The sequence below is a fragment of the Dyadobacter sp. AC419 genome (genome assembly GCF_979253085.1).
Window position 1 is genome coordinate 135,231 of sequence record NZ_CEEDCD010000004.1, and the last position, 21,617, is coordinate 156,847.

At 47.6% G+C, this 21,617-nt stretch carries 14 protein-coding genes and 4 pseudogenes; 10 read left to right on the top strand and 8 right to left on the bottom strand.

Annotated features, from left to right (window positions below; all coding sequences use genetic code 11):
• Nucleotides 1-217: 217 nt before the first annotated feature.
• Nucleotides 218-1,078, bottom strand: a complete 861-nt coding sequence (locus AC0IYG_RS02480) for an AraC family transcriptional regulator (RefSeq protein ID WP_471709443.1) — start codon at nucleotides 1,076-1,078, stop codon at nucleotides 218-220.
• 91 nt (nucleotides 1,079-1,169) lie between these two features.
• On the opposite strand from AC0IYG_RS02480, the gene AC0IYG_RS02485 reads away from it, so the two are divergent.
• Nucleotides 1,170-2,114 carry an NADP-dependent oxidoreductase gene (locus tag AC0IYG_RS02485; protein WP_471709444.1) on the top strand — a complete coding sequence of 315 codons (945 nt, stop codon included), beginning with the start codon at nucleotides 1,170-1,172 and terminating at the stop codon, nucleotides 2,112-2,114.
• Here the strand turns inward: AC0IYG_RS02485 and AC0IYG_RS02490 are convergent.
• Complete coding sequence (locus AC0IYG_RS02490; RefSeq protein ID WP_471709445.1) at nucleotides 2,097-2,474, bottom strand: nuclear transport factor 2 family protein; 378 nt, start codon at nucleotides 2,472-2,474, stop codon at nucleotides 2,097-2,099. The two genes, AC0IYG_RS02485 and AC0IYG_RS02490, sit on opposite strands and share 18 nt — an antisense overlap.
• Before the next feature lie 138 nt (nucleotides 2,475-2,612).
• Between AC0IYG_RS02490 and AC0IYG_RS02495 the strand changes: the two genes are divergently transcribed.
• Nucleotides 2,613-3,941: a voltage-gated chloride channel family protein gene (locus AC0IYG_RS02495; RefSeq protein WP_471709446.1), complete on the top strand. Its 1,329-nt coding sequence runs from the start codon at nucleotides 2,613-2,615 to the stop codon at nucleotides 3,939-3,941.
• A 13-nt stretch (nucleotides 3,942-3,954) separates the two neighbouring features.
• Here AC0IYG_RS02495 and AC0IYG_RS02500 read toward each other — a convergent pair whose 3' ends face one another.
• The 6 genes and pseudogenes from AC0IYG_RS02500 to cobA all read right to left on the bottom strand — a co-directional run bounded on the left by AC0IYG_RS02500 (nucleotide 3,955) and on the right by cobA (nucleotide 12,518).
• Nucleotides 3,955-5,433, bottom strand: a complete 1,479-nt coding sequence (locus tag AC0IYG_RS02500) for a rubredoxin (protein WP_471709447.1) — start codon at nucleotides 5,431-5,433, stop codon at nucleotides 3,955-3,957.
• Nucleotides 5,434-5,445: 12 nt separating this feature from the next.
• Nucleotides 5,446-8,964: a molybdopterin-dependent oxidoreductase gene (locus AC0IYG_RS02505; protein ID WP_471709448.1), complete on the bottom strand. Its 3,519-nt coding sequence runs from the start codon at nucleotides 8,962-8,964 to the stop codon at nucleotides 5,446-5,448.
• A 48-nt stretch (nucleotides 8,965-9,012) separates the two neighbouring features.
• Nucleotides 9,013-10,319 (bottom strand): annotated as a pseudogene (locus AC0IYG_RS02510) (MFS transporter).
• 37 nt (nucleotides 10,320-10,356) lie between these two features.
• A complete protein-coding gene (locus AC0IYG_RS02515; RefSeq protein WP_471709449.1) occupies nucleotides 10,357-10,503 on the bottom strand; it encodes a hypothetical protein in 147 nt (48 codons plus the stop codon).
• A 19-nt stretch (nucleotides 10,504-10,522) separates the two neighbouring features.
• Complete coding sequence (locus AC0IYG_RS02520; RefSeq protein ID WP_471709450.1) at nucleotides 10,523-11,701, bottom strand: alginate export family protein; 1,179 nt, start codon at nucleotides 11,699-11,701, stop codon at nucleotides 10,523-10,525.
• Nucleotides 11,702-11,760: 59 nt separating this feature from the next.
• Nucleotides 11,761-12,518, bottom strand: a pseudogene (gene cobA, locus AC0IYG_RS02525) (uroporphyrinogen-III C-methyltransferase).
• Nucleotides 12,519-12,797: 279 nt separating this feature from the next.
• Between cobA and nirB the strand changes: the two are divergent.
• The 8 genes and pseudogenes from nirB to AC0IYG_RS02565 all read left to right on the top strand — a co-directional run bounded on the left by nirB (nucleotide 12,798) and on the right by AC0IYG_RS02565 (nucleotide 21,608).
• Nucleotides 12,798-15,314, top strand: a pseudogene (gene nirB / locus AC0IYG_RS02530) (nitrite reductase large subunit NirB).
• Nucleotides 15,315-15,861: 547 nt separating this feature from the next.
• Nucleotides 15,862-16,215: a nitrite reductase small subunit NirD gene (gene nirD, locus AC0IYG_RS02535; protein WP_471709468.1), complete on the top strand. Its 354-nt coding sequence runs from the start codon at nucleotides 15,862-15,864 to the stop codon at nucleotides 16,213-16,215.
• 4 nt (nucleotides 16,216-16,219) lie between these two features.
• Nucleotides 16,220-17,650 carry a sensor histidine kinase gene (locus AC0IYG_RS02540; RefSeq protein WP_471709451.1) on the top strand — a complete coding sequence of 477 codons (1,431 nt, stop codon included), beginning with the start codon at nucleotides 16,220-16,222 and terminating at the stop codon, nucleotides 17,648-17,650.
• A 26-nt stretch (nucleotides 17,651-17,676) separates the two neighbouring features.
• Complete coding sequence (locus AC0IYG_RS02545) at nucleotides 17,677-18,345, top strand: response regulator (protein WP_471709452.1); 669 nt, start codon at nucleotides 17,677-17,679, stop codon at nucleotides 18,343-18,345.
• A gap of 54 nt (nucleotides 18,346-18,399) precedes the next feature.
• Complete coding sequence (locus AC0IYG_RS02550; protein ID WP_471709453.1) at nucleotides 18,400-19,791, top strand: glycoside hydrolase family 140 protein; 1,392 nt, start codon at nucleotides 18,400-18,402, stop codon at nucleotides 19,789-19,791.
• Between the two features lies 1 nt (nucleotide 19,792).
• The gene (locus tag AC0IYG_RS02555; RefSeq protein ID WP_471709454.1) at nucleotides 19,793-20,011 is read left to right on the top strand and encodes a hypothetical protein; all 219 of its coding nucleotides are present in this window, start codon (nucleotides 19,793-19,795) and stop codon (nucleotides 20,009-20,011) included.
• Complete coding sequence (locus tag AC0IYG_RS02560) at nucleotides 19,995-20,396, top strand: Crp/Fnr family transcriptional regulator (protein ID WP_471709455.1); 402 nt, start codon at nucleotides 19,995-19,997, stop codon at nucleotides 20,394-20,396. The genes AC0IYG_RS02555 and AC0IYG_RS02560 overlap by 17 nt, the downstream gene beginning before the upstream one ends.
• Before the next feature lie 162 nt (nucleotides 20,397-20,558).
• Nucleotides 20,559-21,608: pseudogene (locus AC0IYG_RS02565) on the top strand (NADH:flavin oxidoreductase).
• The last annotated feature ends 9 nt before the right edge of the window (nucleotides 21,609-21,617 follow it).

Below are 21,617 nucleotides of genomic sequence, written 5' to 3' on the forward strand. Positions count from 1 at the left end.
TCTTTTTCGAAACAGATCATTTCCCCAATTATGGAAACATCATACAGAAGACGCCGGTTTCTACATCACTTCGGACAGCCCACTAACGCCATTCCAGCGCTAAGTCTAATGAGTTTCAACACGGACATCAGGCCGACGACCCAAATTTCAAATGATGAAAACGAAAGTCGGATGAAGGCAAAGGCGGATTCTCAGCCTCAGGATGGTTCTTTTTCAATCATACAGTTTCTAAAAGACCTTGTTTCCTGAAAGCCGAAGGGCTCAATCCTTTGTGTTTCTTAAATAGGCGGTTCAAATGGCTTTCGTCCGTAAAGCCAAGCTCCGTCACGATTTCATTGATGCGCATATCGCTGTGTTTCAAGCGCGTTTCAACCAATTTTAATTTGCAATTGGTGATATATTGCTGCAAAACCTCACCCGTATGTTTCTTAAAGTAACGACCCAAATAACCGTCTGAAATCCCAAAATGCGCCGCAATGCTTTCAATACGCAACATATCGGGCGTGAAAATGTTTTCCTGAATGTAATTAATAATGTTCATCACAGTGTTGCCCGTGCTGTCCGAAATCTTCTCCGGCATCGTCATTGCAATGTTCCGTGTCACAATGGTCACCATCGTGTTAACAAGCTGAGCAATAAGCTCCTGATGATAAAGCGGGCGGTTAACGAGCTCATTCGTCATAGAATTGATCAGCGCTTTTACTAAAACCTTATCTCCCGGATTACACAAAATACACCCCGGCTGATGGCTGGCATTGTGCAAAATATACTCCACGCGCCGGATCCATTCCGCATCTCTTCCTTCCAGTTCTTTGCGGCTTCTGATGCTTGCCTCGCTGAAACGGATGAAATAAAACTGTGTAGTTTGCTCAATATCAAACGAATGCCTGTCCGCGGGCGTGATCAGGAACATGTTGCCGGGATGATAAGTAAACTGATTTTTGTTAATAATATGCTTACCCGTCCCATTCACAATGTAAACCAGCTCAAAGAAATTTTGCCTGTGTTCATTCATCGGACATTCATCCAGTTCTTTAAAAACAATCTCGAACGGCTGGTATAAACTTGTTGTGCTCATATACGTAAAGTTACAGAATATTGTAATTTTTGTACAAATGGATTCATTAATTTCTGTACAATTTTGCAATGTCAATTAAACGAAACGAAAAATGAAAGCAATTACAATAAAAACATTTGGAGGAGTTGAAAATTTCGAATTACAAGAACTGCCGGTTCCCGGAATAGCTGCAAACGAAGTCTTGGTTAAGGTTAAGGCCATCAGTATCAATCCCGTGGACGTGAAAACGTGTGCTGGCAAGGGCATGGCAGGCAGATTGAAAGACATTAGTCCGCTCGTGCTCGGCTGGGATATTTCAGGCATTGTGACCGAATCTAATTCACCTTTATTCAAAGCAGGAGACGAGGTTTTCGGAATGGTGAATTTTCCCGGATTGGGAAATGCTTACGCCGAATTTGTAGCCGCTCCGGCTGATCAGCTTGCTATTAAGCCTGCGGGAATCAGTTTTGAAGAAGCCGCTGCTGCAACGCTCGCTGCACTGACGGCATGGCAAGCGCTCGTCGTGCATGCCAAAATCCAGCAAGGTCAAAAAGTGCTCATACACGCTGCTGCGGGTGGGGTAGGGCATTATGCAGTGCAGCTCGCCAAAGATTTGGGCGCCTATGTGGTCGGAACTTCTTCCGCGGAAAACAAAGAATTTGTGCAGAGCCTGGGTGCTGACGAGCACATTGATTACAAATTGAAACCCTTTGAAGAGCAAGTTTCGGATATTAATTTTGTGCTGGACACCATTGGCGGCGAGAACATTGACCGCTCATTGAAAATCGTCAAAAAAGGCGGCACATTGATCACAATCCCGTCCGGATTGAGCGATGGCGTTGCGGAAAAAGGCGAGGCATTAGGCATCAACGCGTTTTTCTTCCTCGTATCATCCAATGGCGAGCACATGAAAGAGATCGCCGCTCTGCTTGAAAAAGGGATTCTTAAATCCGAAGTCGCTGCTGTTTACCCATTTGAAGAAATGGCTCAGGCGCACCAGCAAGTTGAAACGGGCCGGACTCGTGGCAAAGTCGTGGTGTCAACTGATGTCCGTTAACCGCGTGATCTTATTGTCGTAAAATTCAAAGACGGACTTGCCGGTAAGGTTAAGTTCGTCTCCTTTTTTCATTCCGTTTGGCAGGTCTATTGCCAAAACGCCGTTGTAATCGATTTCAATTTCAGACCAGTTCTCATTATGAATCATTGACTTAATGGTCTGCTTCCTGGAAGAAAAAACGCCGATCGCCTGCTCGGCCTGCTGCCGGAATTCTTCGAGCCCGCATAACTCCATAGTCACGTTATCATTCTCGATATTTTGAAAGATAATGCCTTTATCAAAGTCCGCGATCATTCCTTCAACGTCACAATTGTTGTAGGCCGTCACATAATTGTTGATTACTAATTCCCGGTCGTTCATGGGGTTGCAGGGTTGGTTATTAAAAACAAAAAACAGCAAATGCGGCCTGATGCGCAATGTTGCCCTTAAATATAGAAAATAGCCTGCCAAAATCTTCTAACTTTGGGCGATACAGGAAATGGTGTCTTCCTGCGGACAATGGCAAGTAACCGAATCCGTCTTCCAAAAAATCTCATTCCCCTTTTCCGGGCTTACCCGATCGTTTTCTTTACATTCAAATGGCTGCTGCTTTCCGCGCTGGTCGGTGTGCTGGTCGGGTCTGCATCTGCGCTGTTTTTGGTGTCGCTGGACTGGGCTACAAACTGGCGTGAAACCCACCGCTGGATCATTGCGCTGCTGCCCGTTGCTGGTTTTTTGATCGGCTGCATGTATCATTATTGGGGAAAAGATGTGGAAGCAGGCAATAATCTGCTGCTCGAAAATATCAGCCGTCCAGCCGGGATCATTCCCTTGAAAATGGCTCCATTTGTCTTGATTGGCACCATTGCAAGCCATTTATTTGGTGGCTCGGCGGGTAGGGAAGGCACTGCGCTGCAAATCGGCGGCTCCATTGCAGACCAGTTTACCAGCATCTTCAAACTCCGTCCGCGCGATCGGCAGCTGATCATTATCGCCGGCATAGCAGCCGGCTTCGGATCCGTTTTCGGAACGCCACTCGCCGGTGCTGTTTTTGGAATAGAGGTTCTAGTAATTGGCAAATTGCGCTACAATGCCTTGATTCCTGCATTGTTAGCTTCCGTGATCGCCGACCTGACCACGAGAGCCTGGCAAGTTGGACATACGCATTATCACATTCCGTATGTTCCTGAACTTTCGCCGATGCATCTGATTTATGCCGTCGGAGCAGGCCTTATTTTTGGGATTTGCTCGATGCTTTTTACTTCGCTTACCCATTATATAGGACGCATTTTTAAAGCCAATGTCGCCTTTCCGCCATTGCGTCCATTCATCGGCGGCTCGGTCGTTGCGATAGCTGTCTTTGCTTTCGGCTCCACGCGGTACATTGGATTAGGCATTCCGGTGATCGTCGAAGCATTTTCCGAGCAGTTACCCGGTTATGACTTTGCTTTGAAAATCCTTTTCACGGCTGTTACATTGGGCGCAGCATTCAAAGGCGGAGAAGTGACGCCCCTATTCTTCATCGGAGCCACATTGGGAAGCGCGCTTTCTTATTTTATTCCTTTGCCAACCGCTTTGCTGGCCGGAATGGGCTTTGTGGCTGTTTTTGCAGGAGCCGCCAACACGCCGCTGGCCTGCACGATCATGGCTATCGAACTTTTTGGAGCTTCTTGCGGCGTATATGTCGCGCTTGCCTGCGTGGTGGCCTATTTCGTCTCCGGCCATCGCGGCATTTACAGCGCGCAGCAGATCGGTCATCCTAAGCATTTGCTATTCAGCCGACACATTGGAAAACGACTTTCGGAGTTGAAAAAGGATGTTAGAAAGCGTGATCAGGAAAAGCGTTAATGAAGTTCTATTTTCACGACGCAATGCTTTCTGTTATTGCTAATCTGTTCATTTCCATAGGTATAAGATTTCCTTTGCTGTTGTCGCAAGTGCCGCAGCAATATGAATCGGGTAATGCTTCGAAAGCCGTTCCGGGCGAAATATTTTGTGCCGCATCTCCGAATTCCGGGTCATAAACGGTGAGGCAATCAGGACATTGATAGACAAGCTCTAATGTAATCGGAGCGATTTTCGTCTCGTCGATTTCCGGTGTGAATGCGATCAGATTTTCCCTCGAACGCTGGTTATTGAATCGCCTGCAAAGTTTTTCGAGCTGGGCTGCAAGATGAATTTTGAATAAACCTTTTTCAAAAAGCAACTGCGTGCGGCTGTTCGGGTTGAAATTCTCAGTGTAATAAATGTCATAAACATGAAACATGGCCAGCTGCCCGATTTGCAACAAAGGCCTTTTTTTGATTAAAACACTGCCAAAAACTTCCGATTTAGCCTTGGTTTGAATGCCAAAGCAAAGCCCGAAAGTGCGCATATCGTTTTTATCAAAATAATGGATCAGGTCATTTTTTAGCGCTGCGCCGTCCTCGTTATGATCCTCTGTCTGCCACGCCAGTTCATTCGCCGCGTGCCGTACATTAATGTTGTGTTTGCCCAAAATATTACTCCAATCTGACCGGTAATGATCCTCTATTCCCTTAATTACCAATGACTTCCAAGGCGTAATGCAGATTTCCCCAATACGTGTTTTAAGACATAATGCGCATGCATCCAATAGAAATTCAATCGGAAAAAGCTCGTCGCGGCGATACAAACCAAGCCATGTTCTGGACTCGTAACGGTTGAAACCTTCGTAGTAAGGAAGTGAAAATGAAGGCAATTCGAGATCCAATGTCGCCGGTTGGGAAACATAGCGGATCTTCTTTTTCACAGCTTCAAACAAACTTTCTTCGCCGCAACAATCACCTGAAAGCATGCAATCTTCAATCACTTTTGCTAGTCGACCAATCTCGTTGGTGTAAACCAGATCATTCCATTTATAAACCGTATTCGTCTGTTTGTTACGCACATACAAATACCAGAAATGCGGCTCAGGTGAAGAAATGAAATTTAGATTTCCTGTAAAAAAAGGCGTGAAACTTTGATTCGAATCCGAAATATTGATCTTTAATGCCGGATCGTAGTCAAATGTGTCCAGCACGGAATGATACTCGTTCGCATTGAGCCATTGTCCCGTCCTGAAAACCTCCTCACCGCAGTAGGAACTCACAATGTTAGGCCGCCGGTCCGTGTTCATTTCGTAGAAAATGCCGCTCTTTTTCAGGTCTTTTTCCAAAAAACGCATATCCTCATAAAACACCGACATTAGCAACTGCTGCCGCGACCCAAAGCGCACTTTGCGCACATTCGCATGCCACGCTGCCGTTAAAATATCTTTCAAATAACCCGGCGAAGCGATGCCGCCCGGCAAGTTGATTTTTACATTATAATAGTCTCTCATGATTTGTGGCTATTAAACGAGTGCTGCCTCCGCTGCTTTTTCCAAAATACTCCGCACTTCCGGTCGGCATGAGCCACACCCGGTTCCAGCTCCTGTTCGCTGGCATAATGTCTGAAAATCGCTGCACCCGCCCGCAATCGCGCGTTCCAGGTTTCCCTGTCCCACATTGTTGCACGAGCATACCAGTTTGCCTTCCAAGGGCTCCACCTTCTGACTGGCGCGAAGCAACTGCAACCGCTTGTCGGAAAGCTCTATCGAATTGGAAATCAGATCCTTGTATTCAAGAAATTCATTTTTATCCCCAATCAAAATCGCGCCCACCAGCTTATCCCGGTGCACAATGCATTTCTTATAATAGCGCTTCGATTTATCTATAAAAACAATCTGCTCGTAAGCCGGATCATTGTTTGGGACGTCTGTAAGGCCAATGCTGCAAAGTTGCAAGCCTTCCATTTTCAGGATGTTCATAGACGTGCTGCCTTTGTAAGGCTGCGAAATGTCGCCGGCCATGTATTTCGCGATCACTTCCGCTTGTTGTTCGGCGGCCAATGTAATGCCCCACATTTGCCCGTTCCATTCTGCAATTTCGCCCGCCGCGTAAATATCCGGATCGGAAGTTTGCAGATAATCATTCACCACCACGCCTCGCTTGCAATCCAGTCCCGCCTGCTGCGCCAGTTGAATCACCGGCACCGTCCCGATCGCCAGAACCACCACATCACAAGCAATCTTTCGCCCCGATTTCAAACGGATACCATCCACTTTTTCCTGCCCGCTGAATGTGGCGACCTCATCATTAAAGTAAATTTCAATGCCGCGATCCATCAATTCCTGGTAAAGCAATTCGCTCGCAAGCGGATCAAGCTGGCGTTCCATAAAGCGGCCGCTGCGCTGAATCACGCTCACTTTTACATTCATCTCGCGGAAAGATGCCGCCAATTCCAGCCCCAAAATCCCGCCGCCAACGATGACGGCATGCGGTTCAGGTTGTTTCAAAAATGGCAGCAAAGAATCCGCGTCGAACCGCGATCGCATATTGAAAATTCCGGGCAGGTCCGGGACGCCTTTTGGCATAAAGGCTTTGCTGCCCATGCCCAGAATCAGCTTGTCGTAAGTGTGTTCGTGACCGTTGCTGTCCACAACCGTCTTATTATTCCGGTCAATGTGCGCGATGGAAATGCCCTTATGCACGATAATGTTGTTCTCTTCAAACTGATCTTCGCGCAGTTTCACCAGCTGCTCCCAATGCTGGGCACCACTGATGTAGTCGGGCAGCATTACGCGGTTGTAGAACGGATAAATTTCTTTGGAAAAAACATGGATCTCATCTTCCTGGTTTAAAGCACGATAAGCGTTGATAAAGCCCAGTCCCGCCGAGCCCGCACCAATGATAATGATCTTTTCAACAGGCTTTTTATACAAAGTAACCTCCACTGAGGAGAATTTGAAATCGGGTTCTTTGGATTTCGGATCGACCAGATTGTTGGTCAGATTATTGGCCCTGCCGAGGTTACTGCCCAGTATTTTGCCCCAATGCATGGGTAAAAAGCAAAGGCCCGGCCGCACGTCTTCCGTAATGTTCACCTTCACCCGCACTTCGCCGCGGCGGCTTTTGATCACCGCCAATTGTCCCTCCTTAATGTTCCGATTTTTGGCGTCTTCGGGGTGAATTTGTAAAAAAGGTTGTGGTGTGTGTTGGTTTAATTTCGCTACGCGGCCCGTTTTGGTCATGGTGTGCCATTGGTCGCGTATCCTGCCGGTGGTTAAAACCAACGGGTAATCTGGCGTTGTGGGTTCGGAGGTGTTTTCGTCGGGGACGGCGTGGATTTGGGCTTTTTTGTTTTTGGTGTGGAATTGGTGGTCGGTGAAGAGTCTTTTGGTGCCAGTTGTCGGTGTGTCAGGGTTGTTCTGCGATTTTGTTTGTGGCCATTGGATGCTTCTGTTGTTTTTTAGAAGCGTGTAATTGACGCCGGTTACGTCAATGCTTGTTCCGGCAGTACAGGCTGTGTATTCCTCGTAAACTTCGGAGGTGTTTTTGTAATTAAATGAATCGCCGAAGCCCATTTTGGCAGCGAACCGCCAGATGATTTCTGCGTCTGGCAATGCTTCTCCCGGTGCGTCGATGGCCTTGGGCAAATGCGTAATGCGCCTTTCTGCATTCGTCATTGTGCCTTCTTTTTCCAGCCAGGCCGCCGCAGGAAGCACCACGTCGGCAAATTTTACCGTATCCGCCCGGTTCGAAATATCCTGAACCACCACAAACCGCGACTTGTTCAGCGCGGCTTCGGCAACATTAATATCGGGCATGCTCACGAGCGGGTTCGTATTAATGATCCAGATCGCTTTGAGTTTGTCGTCGGCCAAGGCTTCGAACATTTCCGTGGCGGTCAGGCCGGGCTTATTGGCAATTTTGACCGGTGTATTCCAGAATTGCTCCATCTCGGCGCGATGTTCGGCATTCACAATTTCCCGGTGTCCCGGCAGCATGTTGGCGAGTCCACCCGTTTCGCGTCCGCCCATGGCATTCGGTTGTCCGGTCAGTGAAAAAGGTCCGTTGCCGGGTTTGCCAATTTTTCCGGTGATCAAATGCAGGTTAATGAGCGACAAGTTTTTATTCACGCCAATCACCGATTGATTAAGCCCCATTGTCCAGAACGACAAGAAACCTTTCGACGCACCAATCCACTGGGCAGCCGTGTAAATATCATTAGCATCGATTCCGCAAAGTTCAGCGGCTTCCACAATGGTGCGTTGCGTTACTTTTTCCTGGAAATCTGAAAATCCATCTGTATGCGCGGCGATGAATTCGTGGTCAATGTAATTTTTTTCAATCAAAATCCTCCCTATGGCATTATTAAGCACAATGTCTGTACCCGGCGCGATCTGTAAATGCAGGTCTGAAGAGCGGGAAGTGTCTGTTTTTCGTGGATCAACGCAGATGATTTTTACATTCGGATTGGCAGCTTTATGTGCTTCCACGCGCCGCCAGATTATGGGATGGCACCAGGCAGGATTTGCACCGGTCACAAAGATGACATCGGCCGCCTCGATGTCATCGTAGCAAACCGGCACGCTGTCCTCGCCCAGTGCCAGCTTGTAACCCACCACGGCCGAGCTCATGCAAAGCCGCGAGTTGGTGTCAATGTTATTGGAGCCTATAAACCCCTTTATCAGCTTGTTAACCAAATAATATCTTTCAGTAAGGCATTGCCCGGATACGTAAAAAGCCACAGAATCCGGCCCGAATTTTTTGATCAATGTCTTGAAAACAGCCGCAGTCCGCTCCAAAGCATCGTCCCAGCTTACGCGCTGCATCGGCATCGAGCGGTTAAGCCGCATTTGCGGATACAGCAGCCTGTCCGACTGGTCCATGACGGTGTAATGCAGGTTCATGCCTTTCGAGCACAACATTCCTTTATTCGAAGGATGCTCCTTATCACCCTCCAAGCTCAGTTGCCCGTTCCCCTCTTTCGTAATCACAACCCCGCAGCCGACGCCGCAGTAACAGCAAGTTGATTTGAATGTTTTCATGGTGATAATTGGCAGATTACGGAATGTGAATAATGCGTAGCTGCTCTCTTAAGCCTCGGCTGGTTCCAGTGCGCCTTCGGTAACTAGGCTTCTTGTTTTGTCAAAGTTGATCAAGGCAACCACGGCTGCGATGCAGGCGATGGCGACGCCGATATACATGAATGCTTGCGAGTAAGTGATGTCACTGGATTTGAATAAAAACCCTGCTAAAACCGCCCCTACATTGCCGCCCGCGCCCACAATGCCACTCACAGAACCGATTGCTTTTGGATTGATAAAAGGCACAATTGCATAAGTAACCCCATTGGCCATTTTCAAAAACATCGCAAAACACAACATCGTAGCCACTGCCGCAACAATGCTTCCGCTTTGGGCAAACAATGCAATGCCGATTCCCTCACAAGCGAGCAAAAGTGCCAGCAACTTGCCTTTTCCGATCATTCCGTATTTGTTACCCACTTTGTCAGCCACAATTCCGCCGACTGCTCTTGCGAAAATGTTCATAAAGCCGAATGTTCCGGCCAGAATCCCTGCGGTCGCAAGCGAGGTTTCGAAGTTTTCAAAAAAGTAGAGTGCAGCGACATTGTCAAAGGTGATCTCTATGCCAAAACAGGCTCCATATGCCAGGAAAAGTGCCCAGGTTCTTGGATCTTTCATTGCCAGTTTGAGCGTTCCTTTCGTCTTAACTGCTTTTGCGTTCGTAATTTCAAGCTCTTCAAAATTTCCGGCAGGCGTGTCTTTGGTAAAACGGTAATAAACGAATGCAAAGATGAAAGGGACACACCCGGGAAGATCATGGCGATTCGCCAAGCCGATTCAGGCAGGTAACCCATGCCCACGATTCCTGCGAAAACCAATGGCATCACCATGTTCGTGATCCCGCCTCCCAGGTTTCCCCAGCCGCCAGCGACCGCATTGGCCGTGCCCACGATCTTTTTGTCGAACATGACCGATGTATGATATTGTGTGATCACAAAGGACGCACCGATCACGCCGATTGCCAGGCGAAACAGCAAAAAACCTTCATAAGAGTGCACTAAGCCAACCGTCATCACCGGAATGGAGCAGATGCCCATCAATGCAGCGTAGGTTTTTCTCGGTCCCCAGGAGTCGCATAATTTCCCGATTGCGATGCGCGCCACGACGGTTGCGGCAACGGACGCAATGATAATGTTACCGATCTGGCCCTTGGTCAAACCCAGGTCCGTTTTCACAACAGTCATCAATGGTGCCAGTCCGAACCAGCCGAAAAAGCACAGGAAAAAGGCCATCCACGTGAGGTGGAACGTGCGCATTTGTACGCCTTTGAAACTGAAAATGTTCAACTTTTCAAGCGGCTTATTGGTCGTTTCCATAGTAATAAGAGTTTTGATATGATGCTTTGGGTAATATTTATTTCAAAAAGTCAGGCTTGATATTGATCATCAGGTATGCCCAGTTGGCCATTTTTTGCGGGTCCTTAACCGCTTTCACTTGCGCCAGACTGTTGGTTGGAAGGAATGTGCAGTAACCGCCCTGGAAGCTGATGGTTTTTGTCAAATTGTAGGTGGCAATGATATCAAGCTCTTCGCCGAAATTGGCCGAAAGCTTCTCGTCTTTGGTGTTGCGGATCGTTGCTGCGCTGGGAAAACTGGTGTAAATCCACGGCTATGGACAGCTTTTCGGACGCTTTAATCACACTATTGATGTAAAAATCAGCGAGTCCGCCTTTGCCGAAACCATTGGCGGCATAGAAGTAATCCATCTGGCCCCAAAACTTGTGCGGCGTGCCATATAACGGATCAAATGTGCTGTTTTTGCGCGAGCCATTGTTCGTGCCGGAGGTATAATCAAAGCCCGGCCCGATGGTGAAGCGCGGAGTTGCCGTGAACAAACCGCGCACCGAATACATGTAAGCATTCAGCGATTTACCATCCTTGTCTTTGCCTGCCTGATAGTAGGCGCTGGCCGTCAGATTCCAGGCTTTTCCAAGTTTGGTTTGCAGATAGGGCCCGAAAGTAACACGCTTGTTCGTTCCATTTTTCACAGATCTCACACCAGCTGAATCTACGGCATATTTTTGAAAATCATCTTTAAGGATCAGAAAAGAGACATTTCCCTGAGTTAGTTTCTTTCCCAAATAAGCAAACTGCATGGATTTGTACATGGTGCCGATGCCGTTGGTTCCCGCTGCATAACCATTGGGAATGCCGTCGTACAATGTGCCGGTCCGAAGCTCACGGTTTTGGTTATACGCAACGCCGATGTGTGCTGTGAATCCGTTGTTTCCGTATTTTAGTAATGCTGCGTCGTGGCGTCTTGCCTGTTGAAGCAGCCAGTCCAGGTTTCCGAGGAGGCGGCTGTCATCGTAAAGCAACTCCTGTCGCCCAATCTTCAATGCAGATTCCTTTCCCAGCTTCGTTTGGTTCGTATCCAGCAAACTGATTTCACCCCAGGCCTCGTGCAACATTAAGCCATTCAGCGCCGGATTCGTGATGCGGTTGTTGGTGGAAGCATCTTGTCCCCAGACCCTTACATCCTGAACGGCCACAAAAAACTGCGTTCTGTAACCTTTGTAACCTGCATTAAGCCTTGTGCGCTGCGATGTAAAAAACGCAGGCTTGTCTGATTTCGACAACCCGGCGGTAACCCTGGCCGTGCAGCAGTTCTGAGCGCGTCCGCAACTGGCCGCAAAAAGGCTGAACTGCGCAATTGCATTCCGGGAATCGAGCAGGCAGAAGCCAGCCGCAACCAGCATTAGGAGGTAGAGATTTCGTCGTTCACGGAGCTGAAAGATTAGTTGAGTAAGCTGAAATTTCAGGAAACCAATTGCATGCTTTGCAAGTATTCCATCGCGTAGGACGGATGCAAAGCCACCACATCGCCCATGATCATGATGGCGGGCGTGCCAATGTTATTCTCTTTCACGAGGCGCGGGATTTCCCAAACCTGTCCCATCACGCTTTTTTCATCAGGGCGCGTGCCGTTCTGGATCACCGCCATCGGCAAATGTCCGCGCCCGAAGTGTTTGTATAGTGCACATATTTCATTGACTTTACTCAATCCCATCAAAACGATCACCGTCGCTTTTGATTGAGCTGCAAGTCGCAGATCTTCTGATAGCTCGCCATTTTGCGTGGTGCCGGTAATTACCCAGAAGCTCTCGCTCACACCGCGCCGTGTCACCGGAATTTCCATGGAAGCCGGAACGGCAATGCAACTGGAAACGCCGGGCACCACTTCGCAGGCCACGCCATGTTCCCGGCATATTCCATTTCCTCATGTCCGCGGCCGAATACAAATGAGTCGCCGCCTTTCAACCGCACCACATGTCCGCGTTTGCGGGCCAGGCGCACGATGAGTCCGTTGATCTCATCCTGCGAGAAAGATGGATTTCCAACTTTTTTTCCAACATACATTTTCAATGCATGGGCGGAAGCGAAATCCAGGATCTCCACGTTGGCCAGTTCATCGTAAAGGATCACGTCCGCCTCTTTGATTGCCCTGATGCCTTTCAAAGTGATTAGCTCTCCGTTGCCTGGTCCGGCGCCCACAAGTGTCAGTTTTGCTTCCATCTCTTATATATATATAATAGAGTGAATATTAGAAATGTACTATATATAGTATTTTGTAACTATATCATTTATTGGTTCAAAATTAGAAGCAATATTTTATAAAACAATGCTTTTACCAATATTTATGTTTGTATTTGGCTATAAATGCAAATATAAAATTAGGAAATGCATAAAATGCGATTTATGTTTGTTCTATCAAAAAGTAGCAAACTCTGCTGAAATATTGAAATAATGCTACGAAATAATAATGTTTTCACAAATTAATAGTTACTATTTACTATGAATACTATATCAAACACCCATATTGTTGTGATAGGCAATGGTATGGTAGGCTACAAATTCTGTGAAAAGTTGCTCGCTAAGAAAAAAAGTGATCAGCAAATTACCCTTACTGTATTCGGAGAAGAACCTCGTGTGGCTTACGACAGGGTACATTTAAGCGAATATTTTTCTGGTAAAACGGCTGACGATCTCACATTGGCCAGTCCCGAATGGTATGCTGACAACGGGATCAGGCTGTTCCTTTCCGATCCGGTCGTGGACATTGATCGCGAAGAAAAGCTGGTAAGATCTCATCATGGTCATATAGTATACTATGACTATCTGATCATGGCGACAGGGTCGGGAGCGTTTGTGCCTGCAATTCCTGGCGTTGAAAAGGATGGGGTTTTCGTGTACCGCACCATTGAGGATCTAGAGCTCATCCAGTCCTATGCACGGAAAGCAAAAAGGGCGCAGTGCTAGGCGGCGGGTTGCTTGGTTTAGAGGCGGCAAAAGCATTGTTGGACCTTGGTTTGCAGGAAGCGCACGTGGTTGAATTTGCTTCCAGATTAATGCCTCGGCAGATTGATGAAGCGGGCTCGCGCATTTTGCAAAGTCAATTGGAATCATTGGGATTACAAATACATCTGGCCAAAAGCACCCAGGAAATTGTGGGGGGCGATTGCATTGAGGGGATGCAGTTTAATGATAACAGCTTGCTGGATGTGGATATGCTGGTCATTTCGGCAGGCATTCGCCCGCGTGACGAGCTCGCCAAAATTGCAGGACTTGAAACGCATCCACGGGGTGGGATTGTGGTCAATAATCAGCTTCAAACTTCTGATCCGAACATTTTCGCAATCGGAGAATGTGCGCTGGCACATCATATGATTTACGGACTCATTGCCCCTGGTTACGAAATGGCGGAAGTGGTGGCGACGTTGCTTTTGGGTGGTGAAAAGGAATTTATGCCTTTTGATATGTCCACAAAATTGAAGCTGATCGGAACGGATGTGGCGAGTTTTGGTGATCCGTTTATTGAAGAGCCAGCGTGCAAGACGATCCGTTACGAGAATAAAGCGAAGGGCGTTTACAAAAGGATTAATGTGAGCCAGGACGGCAAAACGCTGCTCGGCGGGATTCTTGTCGGCGATGCGGAACAATATAATATGCTTTTGCAAACCTGTAAAAGCAAAACCATTCTGCCGCCTGATTCAGAGGATCTGATTCTGGGATCGCGCGGGGGAGAAGAGGCAGGCGCAGGAGTCATGAGCTTCCCGGACGACGCGCTGATATGCTCGTGCGAGGCGGTTACCAAAGGCATGATCTGCCATGAAGTGAGCGAAAAAGGCAATCACACGATGGATGCTTTGAAAAAGTCCTGCAAGGCCGGAACGGGTTGCGGCGGCTGTGTGCCGATGGTGAAAGATATCATTTCAGGCGTAATGAAGCAGAATGGCATTTACGTAAGGAATGTGGTTTGCGAGCATTTTGATTATTCAAGACAGGAACTGCTGGATCTGGTGAAAATGAATGGTGCCAAAACTTACGGCGCTGTGCTGGATGAGTTCGGGAAAGGCGATGGCTGCGAGGTTTGTAAGCCATTGGTTGCCTCATTATTAGCCAGTTTGTGGAATGAAAACATTTTGCAAAATGACCGCGCAACGATCCAGGATTCCAATGACCGTTACTTGGCCAACATTCAGAAAGGTGGCACTTACTCGGTGGTGCCAAGAATTCCGGGCGGTGAAATCACGCCTGAAAAGCTGATCATCATTGGTCAGGTGGCGCAGCAATATGGTTTGTATACCAAAATCACGGGCGGCCAGCGCATTGACTTGTTCGGAGCGCATTTGAACGACTTGCCCGATATCTGGGAACAACTTATTAATGCTGGTTTTGAAAGCGGTCATGCTTATGGAAAATCATTGCGAACGGTGAAAAGCTGCGTAGGATCAACCTGGTGCCGGTTTGGCGTTCAGGATTCGGTAACATTCGCGATTGAAGTCGAGGATCGTTACAAAGGTTTGCGATCACCGCATAAGCTGAAATCGGCGGTTTCGGGCTGCGTGCGGGAATGTGCGGAGGCGCAAAGCAAGGATTTTGGCATCATAGCAACAGAAAAAGGCTGGAATTTGTACGTCTGCGGAAACGGAGGCTCCAAACCACAGCATGCGCAACTGCTCGCAACAGACGTGGACAAGGAAACTTGCTTAAAGCTGATCGACCGGTTTTTAATGTTTTATATCAAAACAGCCGACCCGCTCGACAAGGACTGCAACATGGCTCAACAAAATGGAAGGCGGCATGTCTTACCTGAAAGCGGTTGTTGTGGATGACGTTTTAGGCATCGCTGTGGAGTTGGAACATGATATGCAAAAGCTGATCGATGTATATCAATGCGAATGGAAAGAAGTGGTGCAAAGTCCAGAGCTGAGAAAACGCTTCTCGCACTTTGTGAACGCACCTGTGAAGGATCCGACTGTCACTTTTGAAGATATGAGGGATCAAAAGAGAGCTAAGGAGTGGGCTTAGTGAGCTCGGGCTGAGGTTTTTCCCCAGGGTTAAAAACCCTGGGGAATGGAATCGGTCGCCGGTGACCCGGCTGGGCTCCTTTCCAAGAAGTAACAAGTAAGCCGCGTAGCGGCGGCCGATCTTATGGCCCCAGGTTTCAACCTGGGGAAAAGAGAAGAGAGATTGAGTTCAGGAGAAAGATTGAAATGAAAAAAAAAGAAACAAACCAATTAATCGATCAATTAATCAAAGCCAAGGCTCTTGCAGCCAGCTTTCTTTCCCAGGATTGAAATCCTGGGCGAAGTATCAGTCGCCGGTGACCCGGCTGGGCATCTTTCCAAGAAGTAACAAGTAAGCCGCGTAGCGGCGGCCGATACCATAACCCAGGTTTTTAACCCTGGGGAGAGCAGAACAACTTAACCCAAGCGAAAGATTAAGATCAGAGAAAAAAAACAAAGCCAAAGCCTTGGAATCCAGCCAGCTTTCTTTCCCAGGATTAAAATCCTGGGCGAAGCATCTGTCGCCGGTGACCCGGCTCGAAAATGAAAAACGCCAACAAAAATCCCAAATGGAGACAACAACACAAACACAAAATGCAGTCACTTGGCACATCGCTTGCCATGTTAGTGATATCCCTGAAGATGGCGGCGGCTGCGCGCTGATTGATGGGAAACAGATCGCGATCTTCAACTTTGCCCGCCGCGGCGAATGGTATGCAACTGATAATCAATGTCCGCATCGCCAGCAGATGGCCGTGTCGCGCGGGATGATCGGCAGCCATGAAGGAGAGCCGAAAGTGGCTTGCCCTTTTCACAAAAAAACCTTTTCATTGCAAAGCGGGCAGTGCCTGAATGATGATTCCTATAAAATCAATACCTTTCCGGTGATGGTGAAAGAAAACCTCGTTTACATCGGAATATGAGCGAATGGAGAGACTCGATAAGAGCGTAGCAAGCAGTCTGACACGGTTTTACATTGTTGCATTATGCGTAGTGGCGATGCTGACAATCAGCGGTTTGTTCCTGATCAGAAGGACAATCAACAACCTCAACCACGACAGCCGGATGGTGAATGTGGCCGGCAGACAGCGCATGCTAAGCCAGCGATTGACCAAGCTTGCGATCCTGAATGTCAATGAAATTAGTCATAGGGATTCGGTTCAGTTTGGTACGCTATTGAAGATTTGGAAGGAAAGCCACGAGAATCTTGCAAGTAAAAAATTACCGGTTGAAAATGGCCTGGTAACCTGGAAAAGCTCAACGCTCGACTCCATGTTTCTGGACTTGACACCCGTTTTTGACAGCATTTATCTTAACCTGACGTTGGTTAACGATTCCGCAACGCAGGCACCGGCAAAGCAGCAGGCACTAAGCGCTATTTTGGGAAATGAACCTTTGTTTCTTGCCAAAATGGACAAGATCGTCTTCCAGTTTGATAAAGAAAGCTTTCAACGGCTAGAAAATCTGGAACGGATCGAGTGGATTCTGGATATCATGACCATTCTGGTTTTGTTTGCGGAGGGGCTGCTGATTTTCCGGCCGGTTGTCAACACGACAAGGCGCGTGGTGAGAATGCTAACGGAGTCGGAAAATGCATTACAACTCTCAAATCAAAAATTAAAAGAAGCCAATAAGCAGCTTCTGGAAGCGCAAAATGAGCTTTTGCGTTTGGAAGAAGAAAAGTATGAGCTGCAATTAGCCGAGGACCGGATCCGTGCTTCGGCACTTATTGAGGGGCAGGAAGAAGAGCGGAAGCGGTTTGCATTGGAATTGCACGACGGCATCGGCCAAATGCTTACCGGCCTAAAACTGCACGCTGAAAAGTTGAAATCTGTTCAATTTCATGATGAGAAAAATCAGCGCAGGTTCGAGCAGCTGGTTGCTCTTATCCAGGATATCATTCAAACCACCCGTCAGATTTCTTTCAATTTAATGCCTTCTGTGCTCAGCGATTTTGGCTTAAATGCAGCATTAAGGCTGCTTTGCGAGCAAACCGCCGAGGTTTCTGGGATAAAAGTTGCTTTTGATGGTGATGTTAATAAGCGTGTTGAAATGAGCCGACCCATGGAAATCGGGCTCTATCGCATTGCGCAGGAAGCCCTTAATAATGCGGTTAAGCATGCCAATGCGGATAAGATCAAGATTAAATTGGAACATAATAAGAATCAGCTGATTTTGGAAATTTCGGATGACGGAAAAGGATTTTTAATTAGTAATTTGAAATCAGAAGACGGAATTTTTCTCACCAGAAATGGCATGGAAAACATCCGTACTAGGACGCAGCTGCTGAACGGCGAAATGGAAATCGTCTCCAAAGTCGACAGCGGAACAAACCTGATCGTCCGGGTTGATCTATAATTTTTAATGCTAAAAAATACGCCTTCATGCCGATCCGAATCTTAGTCGTCGATGACCATTCAGTTGTAAGACAAGGGATTATAACCCTTCTTGAAGATGAGGAGGACCTATTGATCGCAGGCGAAGCAGCAGATGGCGACGAAGTTTTTGATATGGTCGAAAGCGTTGATCCGGACGTGATTTTGCTGGATCTGACCATGCCCAAAATGTCCGGAATCGAGGTGATCAGACAGATCGTTCCTAACTTTCCCGAAGTGAAAATTTTGGTTTTCAGCATGCATAACAATGCAGAATATATGATCTCGGCCGCTTCGAATGGTGCCGCAGGTTATCTTCAAAAAGACACCAGCCGCGACGAAATGTTGAAGGCCATTCGCAGCATTGCCAAAGGCGAGCTTTACTTTCCACCCTATGCTTCGTCGGTCATTATCAAGAGTTTGTTAAAACAAATTGCACGTATTCCTGAGCCGAAAGTTGAGGTTGAAGAGAGTGCCGATAAGTCCATCTGGAAAATGATCACGCCGCGCGAACAGCAGATTTTAAAATGTCTCACCGAAGGCATGAGCAGTAAGGACATTGCCGAAAAATTTGATATCAGCTCCAATACGGTTGCTAATCAGCGTGCGAGCATCATGAAAAAAGCCAATGTGAAAAACACGGCCGAGCTGATCAGCATTGCATTGCGCGGAAACTGATTTTTTATTCTTTCATTCTCTGCCGCTTCCATATATTTACATTTGTATCATTAAATGAACAAATTGTTTGAAATTATGGTGAAATGTCGCAGCATTCTTCTCTCTCTTCTGTTGTTATTACTTGGATTTGCATCGATTGCGCAGTCGTATTCGGTGAGTTCCAATAAGCGTTTTTTGATGAAAGATGGCAAACCTTTTTTCTGGCTTGGCGACACGGCGTGGGAATTGTTTCACCGGCTCGATCGCGAAGACGCCACTTATTATTTGCAAAAACGTGCTGCACAAGGCTTTACCGTTATTCAAGCAGTTGCATTGGCCGAATTTGACGGGCTTAATGTGCCAAATCCGTATGGCGATAAACCGCTGATTGATAATGATCCGACCAAACCCAATGATGCCTATTTCAAACATGTAGATTTTATTATTGATAAAGCTGCCGAACTGGGGCTAACCATTGCTTTCCTGCCAACCTGGGGCGATAAAGTGTTTAAATCAACTTGGGGAAAAGGGCCGGAAGTGTTTAATAAAAGCAATGCGGAGGCTTATGGAAAATGGCTTGGTAACCGCTACAAAAATCGTAAAAACGTCATTTGGGTGCTTGGCGGTGACCGCACGCCCAGAAAAGATGTTGATGATGTTGGCGTCTGGCGAGCGATGGCAGCTGGCGTTGTTGCTGGTGTGGGCGGCAATGATAATGCAATGATGTCATTCCATCCGCAGCCCAATAAGGAAGGTTCGGGCGAATGGTTTCACAATGATAACTGGCTTGATTTCAATATGTTCCAAACCGGACATTGCCGCGACGCATCGGTTTATGACAACATTAAAGGTGCTTACGATCGCCAGCCAACCAAGCCCGTGCTGGATGGCGAGCCCATTTATGAAGATCATCCTGTTTGTTTCAACGTCAATGAGCTGGGCACTTCAAACGCTTATGATGTCCGGAAATCAGCTTATCTCGACCTTTTTGCAGGCGCATTTGGTCATACTTATGGCTGTCACGACATTTGGCAAATGTATTCGCCCAATCGCGAAGCCGTTAATGGTCCGCACATTTTTTGGCAGCAGGCGCTGGATTTGCCCGGAGCGAACGAAATGAAATTTTTAAGAAAACTCGTCGAATCACGGCCAATCACCGACCGCGTTCCCGATCAGTCCGTGATTATTGAAAATGACCTCGGCTCACACGACCGCATCCAGGCGACGCGAGGCAATGATTACATTTTCATTTACAGCGCAACCGGAAAACCATTTTCCGTAAATCCAGGCAAAATCTCAGGCGATCAGATCAACGCATTCTGGTTCGATCCGAAAAATGGCAAAACCAAAGAGATCGGAAAAGGCGACAACAAATCAGTCAAAAAATACACACCCCCAACCTCAGGCTACGGTCAAGACTGGGTCCTGGTGCTGGACGATGCGTCAAAGAATTACAAGCTGCCCTAACTTGGAAAAAACACAAGAACTCTACCAACAAATCCTCCGCCACGCGTTGCAGCGCGTTGCGCTTACGGAGGAGGAGCAGCGGCATTTTTGTTCTTTGCTTACGGTGCGGCATTTGCTTCCGCGTCAGTATCTGGTGCAGCAGGGAGATGTTTGTAACCATGAAAGTTATGTTTGCAAAGGCTTTTTGAGGTCGTTTTATATGGATGAAAAAGGGCAATGACCATACATTGCATTTTGCGTTTGAAGATTGGTGGATTACAGATTCGACGAGCTTTCTTCTGCGCGTTCCGGCTACGCGGAACATTGTGGCGATGGAGCCTTCGACATTGTTGCAAATAGACAAGGCCAGCCTCGATCAGCTTTATATTGACATTCCTGTTTTTGAGCGATATTGGCGCATTATGGACGAAAAATCGGGCATTGCGCAGAATGAGCGCATTCTTAATTCCATTTCAATGTCGGGAGCGGAGCGTTATGAAGCGCTGATTGCCAAGTATCCGAATCTCGAACAGCGCATGCCGCAAAAATATATTGCTTCGTATCTTGGAATCACGCCCGTCTTTTTAAGCCAGATCCGCAAGAGCCTTTCCCTGTCCGTACATTAAACTAATTTAACGCTTAATCTTAAATTAGTTAAACGCCCTCGAGGCAACCGCGCTCCATACATTTGTAAAAAAACACAAGTTATGGAAACGCTAAACAGCAGCATTTTTGATACAACACAATTGCATGGCCGAAACCTGCAAAATCGCCTCGTCGTCGCGCCGATGACCCGGCGCAGTGCGACTCCCGAAGGCGTTCCTACTCCCGAAATGGCAGATTACTACGCATCATTCGCCGCAGGGGGCTTTGGAATGATCATTTCAGAGGGCATTTATACGGATAATGTTCACAGTCAGGCGGATGTGAGTCAGCCGGGGATTACGAATGAGGCGCAGGTTGCTGGCTGGAAGGCAGTGACCGAAAAAGTGCATCGGTTTGACAGCATCTTTATAGCCCAGCTCATGCACGGAGGCGCACTTGCACAATTGCATGAAAACAACATTGCGCCATCCGCAGTGCAGCCCCTTGGTTTCCGCTCAACCGAGCCTGGCGGACTCACGGGGCCTTTTCCTCTGCCAAGAACGATGACGGAAGCTGATTTTGAAATTGTAAAAAACGGATATGTAAACGCAGCGACACTTTCCTATGAAGCCGGTTTCGATGGGGTGGAGATCCATGCGGCGAATGGTTATTTGTTTGACCAGTTTACTACGGAGCACACCAACTTGCGGACAGATCAATATGGCGGAAACACGCGCAACCGGCTGCGCTTTCTGATGGAAGTTTTTGAAGCGATGCGTCACGATCTGCCCCAGAATTTCATCATCGGAATCCGCCTTTCCGAAAGTAAGGTGAATGATTTGCCATACAGATGGCCGGGCGGCTCCAAAAACAGCGACTGAAATTTTTGAAGTGCTCAGCGAAATCAATCCAAGTTATCTTCACATTGCCTCAGAAGGTGGCTCCTGGAAGCGGGAAAGCCTGTATGCCGACGGACTTTCTTCAACGGGAATTGCGAAAAGCTAACCCAAGTCCCGATCATTGCAAATGGCGGTTTGCACGACATTAGCTTCGCAGAATCGCTTATTGCGAGCGATCAGGCTGATTTGATTTCAATCGGAGTTGCGGCGATTGCGAATCCTGACTGGCCTAACCGGGTTCGTGCGGGAGCGGAGCTGATTCCTTTTTCCAAAGATTTGATCAAACCCAGCCTTACGCTCCAGCATACAAAAGCCGTGTTATCTGAATATAAAGCGCAAAAATTGGTCAATTAGCAGCGCATA

Bases quoted from the DNA above. Each gene is read 5' to 3' on its own strand.
- AC0IYG_RS02480 (WP_471709443.1), bottom strand. From the start codon at position 1,078: ATGAGCACAACAAGTTTATACCAGCCGTTCGAGATTGTTTTTAAAGAA.
- AC0IYG_RS02485 (WP_471709444.1), top strand. From the start codon at position 1,170: ATGAAAGCAATTACAATAAAAACATTTGGAGGAGTTGAAAATTTCGAA.
- AC0IYG_RS02490 (WP_471709445.1), bottom strand. From the start codon at position 2,474: ATGAACGACCGGGAATTAGTAATCAACAATTATGTGACGGCCTACAAC.
- AC0IYG_RS02495 (WP_471709446.1), top strand. From the start codon at position 2,613: ATGGCAAGTAACCGAATCCGTCTTCCAAAAAATCTCATTCCCCTTTTC.
- AC0IYG_RS02500 (WP_471709447.1), bottom strand. From the start codon at position 5,433: ATGAGAGACTATTATAATGTAAAAATCAACTTGCCGGGCGGCATCGCT.
- AC0IYG_RS02505 (WP_471709448.1), bottom strand. From the start codon at position 8,964: ATGAAAACATTCAAATCAACTTGCTGTTACTGCGGCGTCGGCTGCGGG.
- AC0IYG_RS02520 (WP_471709450.1), bottom strand. From the start codon at position 11,701: ATGCTGGTTGCGGCTGGCTTCTGCCTGCTCGATTCCCGGAATGCAATT.
- nirD (WP_471709468.1), top strand. From the start codon at position 15,862: ATGGAGACAACAACACAAACACAAAATGCAGTCACTTGGCACATCGCT.
- AC0IYG_RS02540 (WP_471709451.1), top strand. From the start codon at position 16,220: ATGGAGAGACTCGATAAGAGCGTAGCAAGCAGTCTGACACGGTTTTAC.
- AC0IYG_RS02545 (WP_471709452.1), top strand. From the start codon at position 17,677: ATGCCGATCCGAATCTTAGTCGTCGATGACCATTCAGTTGTAAGACAA.
- AC0IYG_RS02550 (WP_471709453.1), top strand. From the start codon at position 18,400: ATGAACAAATTGTTTGAAATTATGGTGAAATGTCGCAGCATTCTTCTC.
- AC0IYG_RS02560 (WP_471709455.1), top strand. From the start codon at position 19,995: ATGAAAAAGGGCAATGACCATACATTGCATTTTGCGTTTGAAGATTGG.